Source organism: Phenylobacterium sp. LH3H17 (assembly GCF_024298925.1).
Classification (GTDB): Bacteria; Pseudomonadota; Alphaproteobacteria; order Caulobacterales; family Caulobacteraceae; genus Phenylobacterium.
In genome coordinates this window covers 1,323,760-1,337,703 of the sequence record NZ_CP101283.1, presented here as the reverse complement: position 1 = coordinate 1,337,703, position 13,944 = coordinate 1,323,760, and the positions used below count along the sequence as shown (strand labels likewise).

General features: G+C 67.6%; 12 protein-coding genes. 6 read left to right on the top strand and 6 right to left on the bottom strand.

Annotated elements, in window-relative coordinates; genetic code table 11:
• Positions 1-98: 98 nt before the first annotated feature.
• Positions 99-2,207 carry a catalase gene (locus tag M9M90_RS06450; protein WP_254836340.1) on the top strand — a complete coding sequence of 703 codons (2,109 nt, stop codon included), beginning with the start codon at positions 99-101 and terminating at the stop codon, positions 2,205-2,207.
• Positions 2,208-2,209: 2 nt separating this feature from the next.
• Here M9M90_RS06450 and M9M90_RS06445 read toward each other — a convergent pair whose 3' ends face one another.
• Positions 2,210-2,587, bottom strand: coding sequence for a hypothetical protein (locus M9M90_RS06445; RefSeq protein ID WP_254836339.1), 378 nt, complete (start codon positions 2,585-2,587; stop codon positions 2,210-2,212).
• A gap of 88 nt (positions 2,588-2,675) precedes the next feature.
• Positions 2,676-3,293: a 30S ribosomal protein S4 gene (rpsD, locus tag M9M90_RS06440; protein WP_254836338.1), complete on the bottom strand. Its 618-nt coding sequence runs from the start codon at positions 3,291-3,293 to the stop codon at positions 2,676-2,678.
• Between the two features lie 256 nt (positions 3,294-3,549).
• Between rpsD and M9M90_RS06435 the strand changes: the two genes are divergently transcribed.
• Both M9M90_RS06435 and M9M90_RS06430 read left to right on the top strand, forming a co-directional pair.
• Positions 3,550-4,011 (top strand): hypothetical protein, encoded by a 462-nt coding sequence (locus tag M9M90_RS06435; RefSeq protein WP_254836337.1) that lies wholly within the window; start codon positions 3,550-3,552, stop codon positions 4,009-4,011.
• Positions 4,012-4,101: 90 nt separating this feature from the next.
• A complete protein-coding gene (locus tag M9M90_RS06430; RefSeq protein ID WP_254836336.1) occupies positions 4,102-5,835 on the top strand; it encodes a tetratricopeptide repeat protein in 1,734 nt (577 codons plus the stop codon).
• On the opposite strand, the gene M9M90_RS06425 is transcribed toward M9M90_RS06430, so the two are convergent.
• Positions 5,832-6,608, bottom strand: a complete 777-nt coding sequence (locus tag M9M90_RS06425; protein WP_254836335.1) for an RNA methyltransferase — start codon at positions 6,606-6,608, stop codon at positions 5,832-5,834. The genes M9M90_RS06430 and M9M90_RS06425 overlap by 4 nt on opposite strands.
• Before the next feature lie 118 nt (positions 6,609-6,726).
• On the opposite strand from M9M90_RS06425, the gene M9M90_RS06420 reads away from it, so the two are divergent.
• The 3 genes from M9M90_RS06420 to M9M90_RS06410 all read left to right on the top strand — a co-directional run bounded on the left by M9M90_RS06420 (position 6,727) and on the right by M9M90_RS06410 (position 8,948).
• Positions 6,727-7,953 (top strand): NADP-dependent isocitrate dehydrogenase, encoded by a 1,227-nt coding sequence (locus tag M9M90_RS06420; protein ID WP_254836334.1) that lies wholly within the window; start codon positions 6,727-6,729, stop codon positions 7,951-7,953.
• A 4-nt stretch (positions 7,954-7,957) separates the two neighbouring features.
• A complete protein-coding gene (locus M9M90_RS06415) occupies positions 7,958-8,503 on the top strand; it encodes a DUF2939 domain-containing protein (protein WP_254836333.1) in 546 nt (181 codons plus the stop codon).
• Between the two features lie 67 nt (positions 8,504-8,570).
• Positions 8,571-8,948 (top strand): VOC family protein, encoded by a 378-nt coding sequence (locus M9M90_RS06410; protein ID WP_254836332.1) that lies wholly within the window; start codon positions 8,571-8,573, stop codon positions 8,946-8,948.
• A gap of 79 nt (positions 8,949-9,027) precedes the next feature.
• Here the strand turns inward: M9M90_RS06410 and M9M90_RS06405 are convergent, their stop codons facing one another.
• From M9M90_RS06405 to recA, 3 genes are all read right to left on the bottom strand, one after another.
• Positions 9,028-9,669 carry a PEPxxWA-CTERM sorting domain-containing protein gene (locus M9M90_RS06405; protein ID WP_254836331.1) on the bottom strand — a complete coding sequence of 214 codons (642 nt, stop codon included), beginning with the start codon at positions 9,667-9,669 and terminating at the stop codon, positions 9,028-9,030.
• Positions 9,670-9,937: 268 nt separating this feature from the next.
• Entirely contained in the window at positions 9,938-12,580 is a 2,643-nt protein-coding gene (alaS, locus tag M9M90_RS06400; RefSeq protein ID WP_254836330.1) for an alanine--tRNA ligase, read from the bottom strand.
• Between the two features lie 229 nt (positions 12,581-12,809).
• Entirely contained in the window at positions 12,810-13,889 is a 1,080-nt protein-coding gene (gene recA, locus M9M90_RS06395) for a recombinase RecA (RefSeq protein ID WP_254836329.1), read from the bottom strand.
• Between the last annotated feature and the right edge of the window lie 55 nt (positions 13,890-13,944).

The window sequence follows — 13,944 nt, the reverse complement described above, 5'->3', positions numbered from 1 at the left end:
GGGCTGCGCGCGATTCACCAAAAATTCGGCTCCAAGCTCGGCCTTTGCATCCCAATTGCCATTCGCACGCTCTCCCGCCTGCAATGGAGGGACACCCAATGGCCAAGGCCGCTTCGACCAGCACCAATAAGCTACCGGCGCCGGACCTCGGCGCCTCAAATGGAGGCGAAACCCATCAGACCGCCGCCAAGGGCGGCGCGGTCCTGACCACCAACCAGGGCATTCCGATCTCGGACAACCAGAATTCCCTCAAGGCCGGGGCGCGGGGTCCGACCTTGCTGGAGGACTTTGTCCTCCGCGAAAAGATCATGCACTTCGACCACGAGCGCATACCTGAGCGCATCGTGCATGCACGCGGGTCGGCCGCGCACGGCTTCTTCGAGGTCTACGAGGGGCTCGCGGACATCACCGCCGCCGATTTCCTGCAGCGGCCCGGAGAAAAGACCCCGGTCTTCGTGCGCTTCTCCACCGTGGCCGGGAACAAGGGCTCCTTCGACCTGGCCCGGGACGTCCGGGGCTTCGCGGTGAAGTTCTACACTCAGCAAGGCAATTTCGATCTCGTCGGCAACAACATGCCGGTGTTCTTCATCCAGGACGCCATCAAGTTCCCCGACCTGGTCCACGCGGCGAAGCCTGAGCCTGACCGGGAGTTCCCCCAGGCCGCGACCGCCCACGACACGTTCTGGGACTTCATCTCCCTGACCCCCGAGAGCACCCACATGATCATGTGGACCATGTCCGATCGCGCGATCCCGCGCAGCTATCGGATGATGGAGGGCTTTGGGGTTCACACCTTCCGGCTGGTGAACGCCGCCGGCGAGGCGACCTTCGCCAAGTTCCACTGGCGCCCCAAGCTCGGAATGCAATCGGTCGTCTGGGACGAGGCGGTGAAGATCAACGGCGCCGATCCCGACTTCCATCGTCGCGACCTGTGGGAGACCATCGACCAGGGCGATGTTGTCGAGTTCGAGCTCAGTCTACAGCTCTTCAGCGCCGAGGATGCGGCCAGCTTCGACTTCGACGTCCTCGACGCGACCAAGATCATCCCCGAAGAGGTGGTCCCGCTGCGGCCGGTCGGGCGGCTGGTCCTCGACCGCAACCCGGACAACTTCTTCGCTGAGACCGAGCAGGTCGCCTTCTGCATCGGCAACATCGTTCCCGGCGTCGACTTCACCGACGACCCGCTGTTGCAGGGCCGCCTGTTCTCCTACCTCGACACCCAGTTGAAGCGCCTGGGCGGACCCAATTTCCACCAGATCCCCATCAACCAGCCCAAGTGCCCGTTCGCCAACTACCAGCGCGACGGCCACATGCAGATGGCGGTGCCCACAGGCCGCGTGAACTACGAACCCAACAGCCTTGCCCCGAATGGCCCGCGTGAGACGCCGAACGGCTTCCGCACCTTCCCGCGCAACGAGGAGGGCGGCCCAGCCATCCGAATTCGGCCAGAGTCCTTCGCCGACCACTACACGCAGGCGCGGCTGTTCTTCCGCAGCCAAACCCCGGTCGAACAGGATCACATCGTCGCCGCCCTGGTCTTCGAACTGTCGCGCGTCGAGACGCCGGCCATCCGCGAGCGGATGGTCGCCAACCTGCTGAATGTCGACAACGACCTGGGCGCCCGCGTCGCAGACGGCCTGGGAATGAAGCCGCCCAAGGCCGCTCCGGCAGCCGTGGCGCCGCGCGACATGGAGCTGTCGCCCGCGCTCAGCATCCTGGAAAAGGCGATCCCGACCTTCAAGGGTCGCAAGCTCGGCCTGCTAGTCGGCGACGGAGGCGACGCCAAGCTGGTGAAGGCGCTGCAGACCGCCGTGGAGGCCGACGGTGGCGTGGTGCGCATCGTCGCGGAGAAGATCGGCGGAGTGACCCTGTCCGACGGTTCGGTGATGGCGGTCGACTTCAAGGTCGATGGCGGCCCTTCCTGCCTGTTCGACGCCGTGGCGATCGTGGTCGACGAGGCCGGCGGCGCCCGACTCGCAGGGATGGCTGCCGCCCAGGCCTTCGTGAAGGACGCCTATGGTCACCTGAAGGTTATCGCCGCGACCGAACCGGCCATGCCCCTGTTCGGCAAGGCTGGCCTCAGCGACGCCGACATGGATGAAGGCTGCCTGATGCTCGCTTCTCCCGATGACGCCAAGGTCTTCGTGGCCAAGGCGGCCGCGGGACGGATCTGGCCGCGGGAGCCGACATTGCGCCCGACGCCCTGATCTCAGCTCCCGGGCCCAGTCCAGGCGGCGAAGGGGTTCAGCAGGAACAGGGGCGGCCGCTGGGCCACCCCGAGTTCCTCATAGGTGAAGGTGAGGTCGGTGTGGCTCATGGCGAAGGAGCGGCAGGGGTCCAGGCGCTTGCGGCCGAAGGCCAGGGTCACCGCCTCGCCCTTCCGCTCCACGAAGAACGAGAAATCTTCCTTCTTGGTGCAGCCGTTTGAGGACACCCGGATGGTCAGGGCCTCGCGCCCGGCGCTGGCCGAGTAGAGCGGCTCCAGCTCTGAGAGCGACGAGCCCGCCGGCGCGATGATCGGCGGGGCGGCGGTTGCGCAGCCCGAGACCAGGGCCAGGCCCGCGACGAAGAACAGTCGGCGATTCATCACGCCACTCCGCCACAAACGCCGACAAAGCAAAAGGCCCCGGATCGCTCCGGGGCCTTCGCGAATATTGGTCGGGTTCGGCGGCCGGTTAGGACGCGTAGAACTCGATGACCAGGTTCGGCTCCATCTTCACCGGGTACGGGACCTCGGAGAATTCCGGCGCGCGGATGAACTTGGCGGTCATGGCCTTGGCGTCGACCTCGACATAGTCGGGGGTGTCGCGTTCGCCCGACTGCAGGGCTTCCAGCACCAGGGCCATGTTCTTCGACCGCTCCCGGACGGAGACGATGTCGCCGGCCTTCACGCGGTAGGAGGCGATGTTCACCCGGTTGCCGTTCACCAGGACGTGGCCGTGGTTCACGAACTGACGGGCGGCGAACACGGTCGGCACGAACTTGGCGCGGTAGACCACCGCGTCCAGACGGCTTTCCAGCAGGCCGATCAGGTTCTCGGAGGTGTTGCCCTTGCGGCGGGCGGCCTCGGTGTAGGTGCGCGAGAACTGCTTTTCGGTCAGGTTGCCGTAATAGCCCTTCAGCTTCTGCTTGGCGCGGAGCTGCAGGCCGAAATCGGAGACCTTTTGCTTACGGCGTTGACCATGCTGGCCAGGGCCGTAGGAGCGTTGATTGACGGGGGACTTCGGGCGACCCCAGATGTTCTCGCCCATCCGCCGGTCGATCTTGTACTTCGCCGAGTGGCGCTTCGACATACGTCGTCTCTCTTCATAGTCGACCCGGGCCGGCGCCCCCGATAGTGGAGGCGCGATCTCAACGGCGGCGATCAGGTCACCCGTCATAGGTTCGCGGACCCGCACGGTTTCCCGGCGGCGCGAAGGGGCGGTGTATGACGGCCGAGCGGGTGAAAGTCAATCTCGCGCCCGACGCAGGCCCTGAAGCACGCCAGACGGGAGCGCGCTTTACGGCCCAGCCGGTCGGCGGGATAGTCGGCGCGGTTTGGAGTTTCCCATGACCGGCGCCTTTCGTCTCGCAACCCTCTCCGCCCTGCTTCTGGCCCTGGCCGCACCCGCGGCCCGGGCCGCCAGTACACGCTCCGGCCTGGCGCCCGGCGTGGAGGTGGAAGACGCCTGCATGGCCGAGGCCTTGCTGGAGACCGGTTTCCAGGGCGCCATCCGGGTCTCCACGCCGGCGGCGCGCGACCATTCGCTGGAGGCCTGCGATCTGGAGTCCGAGGCCCTGCTTGTCGCCGAGTACCGCGCGGTGGCCGGCCCCTGCACGGCCGAGGCGCTGCGCGACCAGGGCTTCCTGGGGCGTTTCCGCGCCCCGCGCCAGGGGCCGGGTCGAGACGACCTCGCCTGCGTCATAGTCGAGGCGCCCTCCGTCCCGCTCCCAGCGGAGGATCTCGTGACCTTTCGTGGCGCGGACGGGCGCGAGATCACTACAATGCGTCCGATCCCCAACCCGGATTAAGCAGTATTCAGACCAAACTGCACCACGAGTGCGGTAGTCTGCCCCGGTTAGTCCGCGTAGCCCTGTGCGCCTTGCCAACTGGGGGTCTCCATGCGCGCGTTCCTGTTTTCAACCGTCTTCGCCATCGGCGTCATCGCCCTGCCCGCGGCGGCGCAGGACCATTCAGGTCACGCCACGGCCGAGGCTCCTCCTCCGGCCATGAACCACGGCGCCATGCCGATGCCCGGGGCTATGCCCGCCATCTATATGGGCCAGGCCGACAAGCCGGGCGCCCCGGTGTTCACCGGCCTGGGGGACCACCGCCACCCGATCACGACCCGCAACGCCCAGACCCAGAAGCTGTTCGATCAGGGGGTAAACCTGTTGTTCGGCTTCAACCACGCCGAGGCGATCCGCTCGTTCCGCGAGGCGGCGCGGCTCGATCCGGACTGCGCCATGTGCTGGTGGGGCGTGGCCATCGCGCTTGGCCCCAACATCAACCTGCCCATGCAGGCCGACGCCGTCGCCCCGGCCTGGGAGGCGCTGTCGCGCGCCAAGGCCCTGCGGTCCAAAGCCTCGCCGCGGGAACAGGCCTGGATCGACGCGCTCGCCACCCGCTACGCAGCAACGGCTCCAGCCGACCGCAAGCCCCTGGACCTGGCCTACGCCAAGGCCATGGGGGACCTTGCCCGCGCCGACCCCTCCGACCTGGACGCGGCGACCTTCTACGCCGAGGCCATGATGGACACCCAGCCGTGGGACTACTGGGAGGCCGACGCCGTCACCTCCAAGGGCCACGGCGCGGAGATCGTCGCCACCCTTGAGCGCGTGCTCGCCAAGGCGCCGAACCATCCGGGCGCCCTGCACCTCTATATCCACGCCGTGGAGGCCTCGACGACACCCGAACGGGCCGAGGCCGCGGCTGACCGCCTGCTGCCTCTGATGCCCAAGGCCGGGCACATCGTACACATGCCCAGCCACATCTATTACCGCGTGGGCCGCTACGCCGACGCGGCCAGGGCCAACGAACTCGCCGCCCTTACCGATGAGGAATACATCGCCGCCTGCCGCGCCCAGGGCTTCTATCCGGCCGGCTACTACGGCCACAACATCCACTTCCTGTGGACCTCGGCCGAGATGGAAGGGCGGTCCAAGACCTCACACGACGCCGCCCGGAGGCTGGTGAAGGCGGTCAAGGCGGAGGAGACGGCGGCGAACCTGCCCCTGGCCGAGCTGTTCGTCTATACGCCGGTGGTGAACCTGCTGCGGTTCGGCAAATGGGACGCCGTCCTGGCCGAACCGCCGCCTCCGCCCGGCCTGAAACTCGACACCGCCATCTGGCTCTACGCCCACGGGATCGCCGCGGCCAATACGGGCGACCGGACCACGGCGCTCGCCGACCGCGCCAGGCTGGATGCGCTGACCCGCGCCGACCTGTCGGCCTTCGACGCCTTCGCCATCCCCGCCAAGCCTATGACCGAACTGGCGCTTGCCCTGCTGGACGGGGAGATCGCCCGCAAGGACGGGGTGCTGGACGCCGCCATCGTGCGCTTCCGCGCGGCCTCGAACCTCGAGCGAGCCCTGCCCTATACCGAGCCCGCTTACTGGCACGCTCCGGTCAGTCACTATCTGGGCGCGGCCCTGCTGGACGCCGGGCGAGCCCCGGAGGCCGAGGCGGTCTATCGCGAAAGCCTGAAGCACTACCGCCGCGACGGCTGGGCGCTCTTCGGCCTGGCCCAGGCCCTCGACCGCCAGGGCAAGAACGATGAGGCGGCCAAGGTTCGTGTGGCCTTCGACGAGGCCTGGAAGATGGCGGACGTGAAGCTCTCCGCCTCGCGGTTCTAGTCCTTCCGCGCGGCCTTCTCGCGGGCCAGGCGATCCAACACCCGGCCCCGGCCCTGGGAGAGGGCGGTGACGACCCCGCGGAAGGTGCGCACCTCCTGGTCGGAGAACCGCGCCCGGGCCAGGGCCGAGCGCAGGTTCTGGACCATGGAGGGTCGCTTCTCCGGCGGGTGGAAGAAGCCCGCGTCCTCCAGCTCGCGCTCGAAATGCTCGTAGAGGCCGAGCATGGCCGCGGCGTCGGCGGCCGGCGGCCCCTCGCGGAAGGCCGGCGGCGCTCCGGCCTCAGTGGTCATCCGCCACTCATAGGCGTTGATCGCCACGGCCTGCGCGAGGTTCAGCGAGCGGAATCGCGGATCGATGGGCAGGGTCACCACCGCCGAGCAGAGCGCGATGTCGGCGGTCTCCAACCCGGCCCGCTCGCCGCCGAATAGCAGGCCGACCGCGTGACCCGCCGCTACCTCGCCAGCCAGGTTCGCCGCGGCGGCGCGCGGGGTGAGGATCGGAAGCTGCAGCTCGCGCGGTCGCGCGGTGGTCGCATAGACCAGGTGCAGGTCGGCGATGGCCGCCTCGACGCTCTCATAGATCCGCGCCGCGTTCAGCGGCCACTCCGCCCCGGAAGCCGCCGCCCAGGCGTGCTCCTGCGGCCAGCCGTCGCGCGGATTGACCAGCCGCAGGTCGGCCAGGCCGAAATTGGCCATCACGCGGGCCACCGCGCCGATGTTCTGGGCCATTTGCGGCTTGTCGAGGATGATGCAGGGCGGGGCCGATGAACTCATGTCGCGTTTTCATTCCGATGAGGCCGCCGATGCAAGCCCCCAAGCCCTTTGCGTCCTGGCGCGGGCCTAGTATACGGCCCCCAACCCTGCCGTTACGCCCTCGGAGCGCTTCGCCCTCATGGCCAAGAAGATCAAAGTCGCCAACCCTGTCGTCGACCTCGACGGGGACGAGATGACCCGCATCATCTGGAAGTGGATCAAGGACAAGCTGATCTTCCCCTATCTCGACATCGAGCTCGACTATTACGACCTCGGGATGGAGCATCGCGACGCCACCGACGACAAGGTGACGATCGAGGCGGCAGAGGCGATCAAGCGACACGGCGTCGGCGTCAAGTGCGCCACCATCACCCCGGACGAAGCCCGGGTGGAAGAGTTCAAGCTCAAGAAGATGTGGAAGTCGCCGAACGGCACTATCCGCAACATTCTGGGCGGCGTGGTCTTCCGTGAGCCGATCATCTGCAAGAACGTGCCGCGCCTGATCCCCGGCTGGACCCAGCCGATCATCATCGGCCGCCACGCCTTCGGCGATCAATACCGGGCCACCGACTTCCTGGTTCCCGGTCCCGGCACCATGACCATCAAGTGGGTGGGCGACGATGGCCAGACCATCGAACATGAGGTGTTCAAGTATCCCGGCTCCGGCGTCGCCATGGCCATGTACAACCTCGACGACTCGATCCGCGAGTTCGCCCACGCCAGCTTCGCCTACGCGGTGAAGCGCAAGTACCCGCTGTACCTGTCGACCAAGAACACCATCCTCAAGGCCTATGACGGGCGCTTCAAGGACATCTTCGCCGAGGTCTACAAAGAGTACGAAGCCCAGTTCAAGGAAGCGGGCATCGTCTACGAGCACCGCCTGATCGACGACATGGTGGCCTCGGCCCTGAAGTGGTCCGGCGGCTTCATCTGGGCCTGCAAGAACTACGACGGCGACGTGCAGTCCGACGAAGTGGCCCAGGGCTTCGGCTCGCTCGGCCTGATGACCTCGGTGCTGATCACCCCGGACGGCAAGACCATGGAGGCCGAGGCCGCCCATGGCACCGTCACCCGCCACTTCCGCCAGCACCAGCGCGGCGAGAGCACCTCCACCAACTCCATCGCCTCGATCTTCGCCTGGACCCAGGGGCTGAAGCATCGCGCCAAGCTGGATGGCAACCCCGAGCTCGACCACTTCGCCGACACCCTGGAGAAGGTCTGCGTCTCCACCGTCGAAAGCGGTTCGATGACCAAGGACCTGGCCCTGCTGGTCGGCGACACCCAGGGATGGCTGACCACCGAGGGCTTCATCGACAAGGTCGCGGCCAACCTGGAGAAGGCGCTGGCCGAGTCGCCCGCCGCCTAGGCCCATGGACCCGCGCGCACCCGATGGCTGGAGCCTGGGACGCGCGGTCTTCCGGCTGCTCCTCGCCCTGATCGTGGGAACGGCGCTGGTCTTCGCGGCCGCGCCGTTCTTCGCGTTCCGGGCCCTGAAGGCCGCCGCCCGCGATGGGGACGCCCAGGCCCTGGCCGAACTCGTCGACTATCGCGCCGTCCGTGAGGGCCTGCGTCCCCAGGTGGCCGCAAGGCCCGTCGCCGCCCCCGCCCCGCCCGACATCTGGTCAGACCCTATCGGGGCCATGCGCCGGGCCATAGAGCCCCTGACTCCAGCCCCGCCGGCGGTCGAGCCCTATCTGGACACCCGCGGCCTCTACGACCTGACGCGCGGCTATGCACCGGGCAAGGCGCCCGCCGGCGCCAAGGGCGCCTTGCCCAGACTGCGATACTGGGGTCCCAACCGCGCGCGCTTCGCCGTTGCGCATGCGGGCGCCGAGACCCCCGTCATATTCAGCTTCCAGCGACGCGACCTGTTCGCCTGGAAGCTGGTCCAGATCCGCGTGCCGCCGCCGGTCTAGGTATCTGTGTTCTTGCTTTGTTCCAGTCGTCGCGCTAGCTTGCGGCCACTGCGAGGGAGCAAGACCAATGATCGGATATGTCACTATCGGCGCCTTGGACGTGGAAGCGGCGACGCCGTTCTACGACGCCGTGTTGGGCGCCATCGGCTATGAGCGCAAGTTCCTCGACGGCGGCTGGGCGGGCTATGGCCCCAGGGAGGCCGACGCCAACACCTTCATCTGTCCGCCCTTCGACGGGAAGCCGGCGCGGAGCGGCAACGGTATCATGATCGCCTTCAAGGGCCCTGACATCGGCTCGGTGGACGCCGCCTACGCTGCGGCGCTGGCCAATGGTGGGGCGGACGAAGGCGGGCCCGGCCCCCGGCCGCCGGAGTCCACCAGCTTCTACGCGGCCTATATGCGCGACCCGACCGGCAACAAGTTCGCGGTTTTCGCCAAGTCCTGAAGCCTGGCGCGGCTGGACGGCGGACAACAAAAAGGCCGAGGCGAACCTCGGCCTTTTCGGTATCTGAAACCGCGATCGCCTAGGCGAACACGGCGGTCTCGCGGCGGCGGCGCAGGACCGAGCCGGCCAGGCCGAAGCCGGCGATCATCATCGCCCAGGTGGCGGGCTCGGGGACAGCGGAGGGCAGTTGCGTGAGGGTGAAGTCAGCCTTGATCTTGGCGGCCGACCCCTTGCCGGGATGCAGGTCGCCGTAAAGCTCCCAGAACGTCGCTTCGTTGAAGACCGCATCGTCCAGATCGACCAGCAGCTTACCGCCGTTGCCGAAGTTGAAGGTCTGGCTGCCACCGTTGGCCCAGCTCACGACACCCTTGTCCAGAACGCCGTAGAAGTAGTCGCCCACGGTCGTGCCGCCGATCGACCCGCCGAAGACTTCCGGCAGGGTGAAGGTGAAGCCTACGGTAATCGGCTTGGGCGCCAGATCGTCGGGGTTCACCGAGCCTTCGAGCGTGTAGAGTTTGAACAGGCTGATGGTCTCGGTCTCGCCGAGATCCAGCGCGAAATTGAGCGTGGCGGCCATTTCCTGCGTCTGCAGCACCAGTCCGGGCTCGGCCTGGTTCACCGTGACGCTGTGGTCGCCAGAGAAGATGATGGCCGCCTGGGCCGGAGCGCCGATGGTGGCGAGGGTCGCAGCGGCGGCTGCGACGGTCAGGAATTTACGCATTCGGACTACCCCCAAGAATCAAAAGGTCCGCGACGCCAGTGTCGCGGAGCAGCGAATCATCGAACGGGACAGAGCCTGGATTCGATTTCGATGCGGGTACCTGACCGCCATCTTGGGTTTAGTATACTAATTTCCCTTAACAGGCGAAAACCCCTTGTCGGATATGCGACATAGCTTGGCCGCAGGTCAGTGAGCACCCTCGCCACGTGTATTATTCCCGCTCCGTCACGCCCCAGCTGCGCAATGGCCGGGTGTTCTGCGAGACGCCCTAGCCGCCGAGCAGGGCCTTGATCGCCGCCAGGCCCTCGGCCGCCTTGCCACCGTCCGGGGCGCCGCCCTGGGCGAAATCGGGACGTCCGCCCGCGCCCTGGCCGCCCATGGCCAGCACCGCGGCCTTGGTCAGGTCCACGGCGTTGAACTTCGAGCCCGCCTCGCCGGTCACCGCCACGGCCACGGCGCCCTTGCCGTCGGCCGAGCCGATCAGGGCGATGACGCCGTTGGGGACCTGCTTGCGGAACTCCTCGACCATCGGCCGCAGATCCTTGCCGCCGACGCCGTCCATGACCCGGGCGATCACCTGAATCCCGCCGATCTCCTCGGGACCCGCGGGCGCGCCGCCGGAACCGCCGCCGCCCATGGCGAGCTGGCGCTTGGCCTCGGAGAGCTCTTTCTCCAGCTTGCGGCGCTGGGCGTCCAGGGCGTCGACGCGGGCCAGGACCTCGGAGACCGGGGTCTTGAACTGGTCGGCGAGCGCCTTGGCGACGCCGGCCTGCTCCACCAGCCAGCGGCGCGCCGCCTCGCCGGTCAGGGCCTCGATCCGCCGTACGCCGGCGGCCACGCCGCCCTCGCTGATGATCTTGAAGATCGCGATGTCGCCGGTGCGGGCCACATGGGTGCCGCCGCACAGTTCCACCGAATAGTCGCCGTCGCCCGCGAGCGCGTGGCCGAGCGCCAGGACGCGGACCTTGTCACCGTACTTCTCGCCGAACAGGGCCACGGCGCCGGCGGCGATCGCCTCGTCGGGCGCCATCTCCTTGGTGACGGCGGGCAGGTTCTGGCGGATCACCGCGTTCACCTCGGCCTCGATCTTCTCGATCTCGACAGCGGTCACCGGGCCGCCATGGCTGAAGTCGAAGCGCATGCGCTCGCCGTCGACCATCTGGCCCTTCTGCGAGACGTGCGGGCCCAGGACGTGATGCAGGGCGGCGTGCAGCAGGTGCGCGGCGGAGTGGTTCGAGCGGGTGGTGGTGCGGATATCCGGATCGACGGCCAGGCGCGCATCGGTCCCGGGCCTCAGCACGCCCTCGAGGATCTCGATCTCGTGGACGAAGAGGTCGCCGGCCTGCTTCTGGGTGTCGAGCACCCGGGCCTTGCCGCCGGACCACTCGACCTCGCCGACATCGCCGGCCTGACCGCCGCTCTCTGCGTAGAAGGGGGTACGGTCGAACACCGCCAGCACGGTCTGACCGGGTTCGCCTTCTGGGACTTCACTCCCGGACGCCACGAGGGCCAGCAGTTTGCCGGTGGCCTCGGTGGTTTCGTAGCCGAGGAACTCGGTGGCGCCGAGGCGCTCGCGGATGGCGAACCATTCGGCGCCCTGGCTGGACTGGCCCGAGCCGGTCCAGGCCTCGCGGGCCTGGTCCTTCTGGCGCTTCATGGCGGCGTCGAAGCCCTCCAGGTCGACGGTCAGGCCCTTGGCGCGCACGGCGTCCTGCGTCAGGTCGAGGGGGAAGCCGTAGGTGTCGTAGAGCTTGAAGGCGGTTTCGCCCGACAGCACGCCGCCCTCGGTCATCTTGGCGGTGGCCTCGTCCAGCAGCGTCATGCCGCGGCCGAGCGTGCGGCGGAAGCGCTCCTCCTCCTGGCGCAGGGTCTCGACGATCACCGGTTCGGCGCGGCGCAGCTCTGGATAGGCCTGGCCCATCTCGGCCACCAGGACCGGCGCCAGGCGGTGCATCAACGGCTCCTCGGCGCCCAGCAGGTGGGCGTGGCGCATGGCCCGGCGCATGATCCGGCGCAGGACGTAGCCGCGGCCCTCGTTGGACGGCGAGACCCCGTCGGCGATCAGGAAGCTCACCGAGCGCAGGTGGTCGGCGATCACCCGGTGCGAGGGTCCGTTGGAGCCCCCGGCCACCATCTCCTTCGACGCCGCGATCAGGGTGCGGAAGAGGTCGATATCGTAGTTGTCGTGCACGCCCTGCAGCACCGCGGCGATGCGCTCCAGGCCCATGCCGGTGTCGATCTGCGGCTTTGGCAGGTCGCGGCGGGTGCCGTCGGCGAACTGCTCGAACTGCATGAAAACCAGGTTCCAGATCTCCACGAACCGGTCGCCGTCCTCGTCCGGGCTGCCGGGCGGGCCGCCGGGGATGTGGGCGCCGTGGTCGTAGAAGATCTCCGAGCACGGGCCGCAGGGGCCGGTGTCGCCCATCGACCAGAAATTATCGCTGGTCGCGATGCGGATGATCTTGTGATCGGGCAGGCCCGCGATCTTCTTCCAAAGCTCGGCCGCCTCGTCGTCCGTATGGTAGACGGTGACGCAGAGCTTTTCGGCCGGGATGCCCATGTCGCGGGTCAGCAGGGTCCAGGCGTGCTCGATGGCGCCGGCCTTGAAGTAGTCGCCGAACGAGAAATTGCCCAGCATCTCGAAGAAGGTGTGGTGGCGGGCGGTGTAGCCGACATTGTCCAGGTCGTTGTGCTTACCCCCGGCGCGCACCGACTTCTGCGACGAGGCCGCGCGCGGGGCCGGCGGGGTCTCGGCGCCCGTGAAGTAGTTCTTGAACGGCACCATGCCGGCGTTGACGAACAACAGGGTCGGGTCGTTCTGCGGCACGAGCGGAGCCGACGGAATGATCAGGTGATCATTCTTCTCGAAATAGCCCAGGAACTGGCTGCGGATCTCGTTGAGGCTCGGCATGGCTTTAGACACTTGATCAAGTCGTAGGGGGACGGGGGTCGTTCCCCGCCCCTAGATGGAACCGGCGACCGTTTACGCAAACTTCGCTGCGCCGCAAAGGAAAAGGACGCCCAGGCGAAACTCGCCTGAACGTCCTCCCATGAACGGCCGCGCGGGGCCGGGCTCTCGGCGAGCTCGGGCGTCGGGTTGGCGGACCCAGGCTCACGGAGCCCAGGCGGCCGTCCGATCCCTATTCCTCGTCGGCGCCGTCTTCGTCGCCGGTCGGGCCGACCAGCAGCTCTTCCTCGATGACTTCCTTGGCGCCGCGGACCTGCTTCTCGATCTGGGCGGCGATGTCGGGGTTGTTCTTGAGGAACTCCCGGGCGTTATCGCGGCCCTGGCCGATGCGCTGGCTGTTCCAGGAGAACCAGGAGCCGGACTTCTCGATGACGTTGGCCTTGACGCCCAGGTCGATGATCTCGCCCAGCTTGGAGATGCCCTCGCCGTACATGATGTCGAACTCGACCTCGCGGAACGGCGGGGCCACCTTATTCTTCACCACCTTGACGCGGACATTGTTGCCGACGATCTCGTCGCGCACCTTGACCGAGCCGGTGCGGCGGATGTCCAGGCGCACCGAGGCGTAGAACTTCAGCGCGTTGCCGCCGGTGGTCGTCTCCGGCGAGCCGTACATGACGCCGATCTTCATGCGGATCTGGTTGATGAAGATCACCAGGGTGCCGGCCTTGGAGATCGAGGCGGTGAGCTTGCGCAGGGCCTGGCTCATCAGCCGGGCCTGCAGGCCGGGCAGGCTGTCGCCCATCTCGCCTTCGATTTCCGCCCGCGGCGTCAGGGCCGCGACCGAGTCGATGACGATGATGTCGACGGCGCCGGAGCGCACCAGGGTGTCGGTGATCTCGAGCGCCTGCTCGCCGGTGTCGGGCTGGGAGACCAGCAGGTCGTCCAGGTTGACGCCCAGCTTGCGGGCATAGGCGGGGTCGAGCGCATGCTCGGCGTCCACGAAGGCCGCGGTGCCGCCGTTCTTCTGGACCTCGGCCACCACGTGCAGGGCCAGAGTGGTCTTGCCGGAGCTTTCCGGGCCGTAGATCTCGACCACCCGGCCCTTGGGCAGGCCGCCGATGCCCAGCGCGATGTCGAGCCCGAGGGAGCCGGTGGACACCGCCTCGACCTCGATCTGGCTCTTGGAGCCAAGCTTCATCACCGAGCCCTTACCGAAGGCCCGGTCGATCTGCGCCAACGCCGCTTCCAGCGCGCGCGCCTTATCGCCTTCGTCTCTGCCCACGAGTTTCAACGCCGATTGCCCAGTCACCTTGGACGCTCCTTGTTTCATGATTCCGTCAACCCAACCCGACCGGCCCAACAAT

Bases quoted from the DNA above. Each gene is read 5' to 3' on its own strand.
- M9M90_RS06425 (WP_254836335.1), bottom strand. From the start codon at position 6,608: ATGAGTTCATCGGCCCCGCCCTGCATCATCCTCGACAAGCCGCAAATG.
- M9M90_RS06450 (WP_254836340.1), top strand. From the start codon at position 99: ATGGCCAAGGCCGCTTCGACCAGCACCAATAAGCTACCGGCGCCGGAC.
- M9M90_RS06445 (WP_254836339.1), bottom strand. From the start codon at position 2,587: ATGAATCGCCGACTGTTCTTCGTCGCGGGCCTGGCCCTGGTCTCGGGC.
- M9M90_RS06435 (WP_254836337.1), top strand. From the start codon at position 3,550: ATGACCGGCGCCTTTCGTCTCGCAACCCTCTCCGCCCTGCTTCTGGCC.
- M9M90_RS06415 (WP_254836333.1), top strand. From the start codon at position 7,958: ATGGACCCGCGCGCACCCGATGGCTGGAGCCTGGGACGCGCGGTCTTC.
- alaS (WP_254836330.1), bottom strand. From the start codon at position 12,580: ATGCCGAGCCTCAACGAGATCCGCAGCCAGTTCCTGGGCTATTTCGAG.
- M9M90_RS06430 (WP_254836336.1), top strand. From the start codon at position 4,102: ATGCGCGCGTTCCTGTTTTCAACCGTCTTCGCCATCGGCGTCATCGCC.
- M9M90_RS06420 (WP_254836334.1), top strand. From the start codon at position 6,727: ATGGCCAAGAAGATCAAAGTCGCCAACCCTGTCGTCGACCTCGACGGG.
- rpsD (WP_254836338.1), bottom strand. From the start codon at position 3,293: ATGTCGAAGCGCCACTCGGCGAAGTACAAGATCGACCGGCGGATGGGC.
- M9M90_RS06405 (WP_254836331.1), bottom strand. From the start codon at position 9,669: ATGCGTAAATTCCTGACCGTCGCAGCCGCCGCTGCGACCCTCGCCACC.
- M9M90_RS06410 (WP_254836332.1), top strand. From the start codon at position 8,571: ATGATCGGATATGTCACTATCGGCGCCTTGGACGTGGAAGCGGCGACG.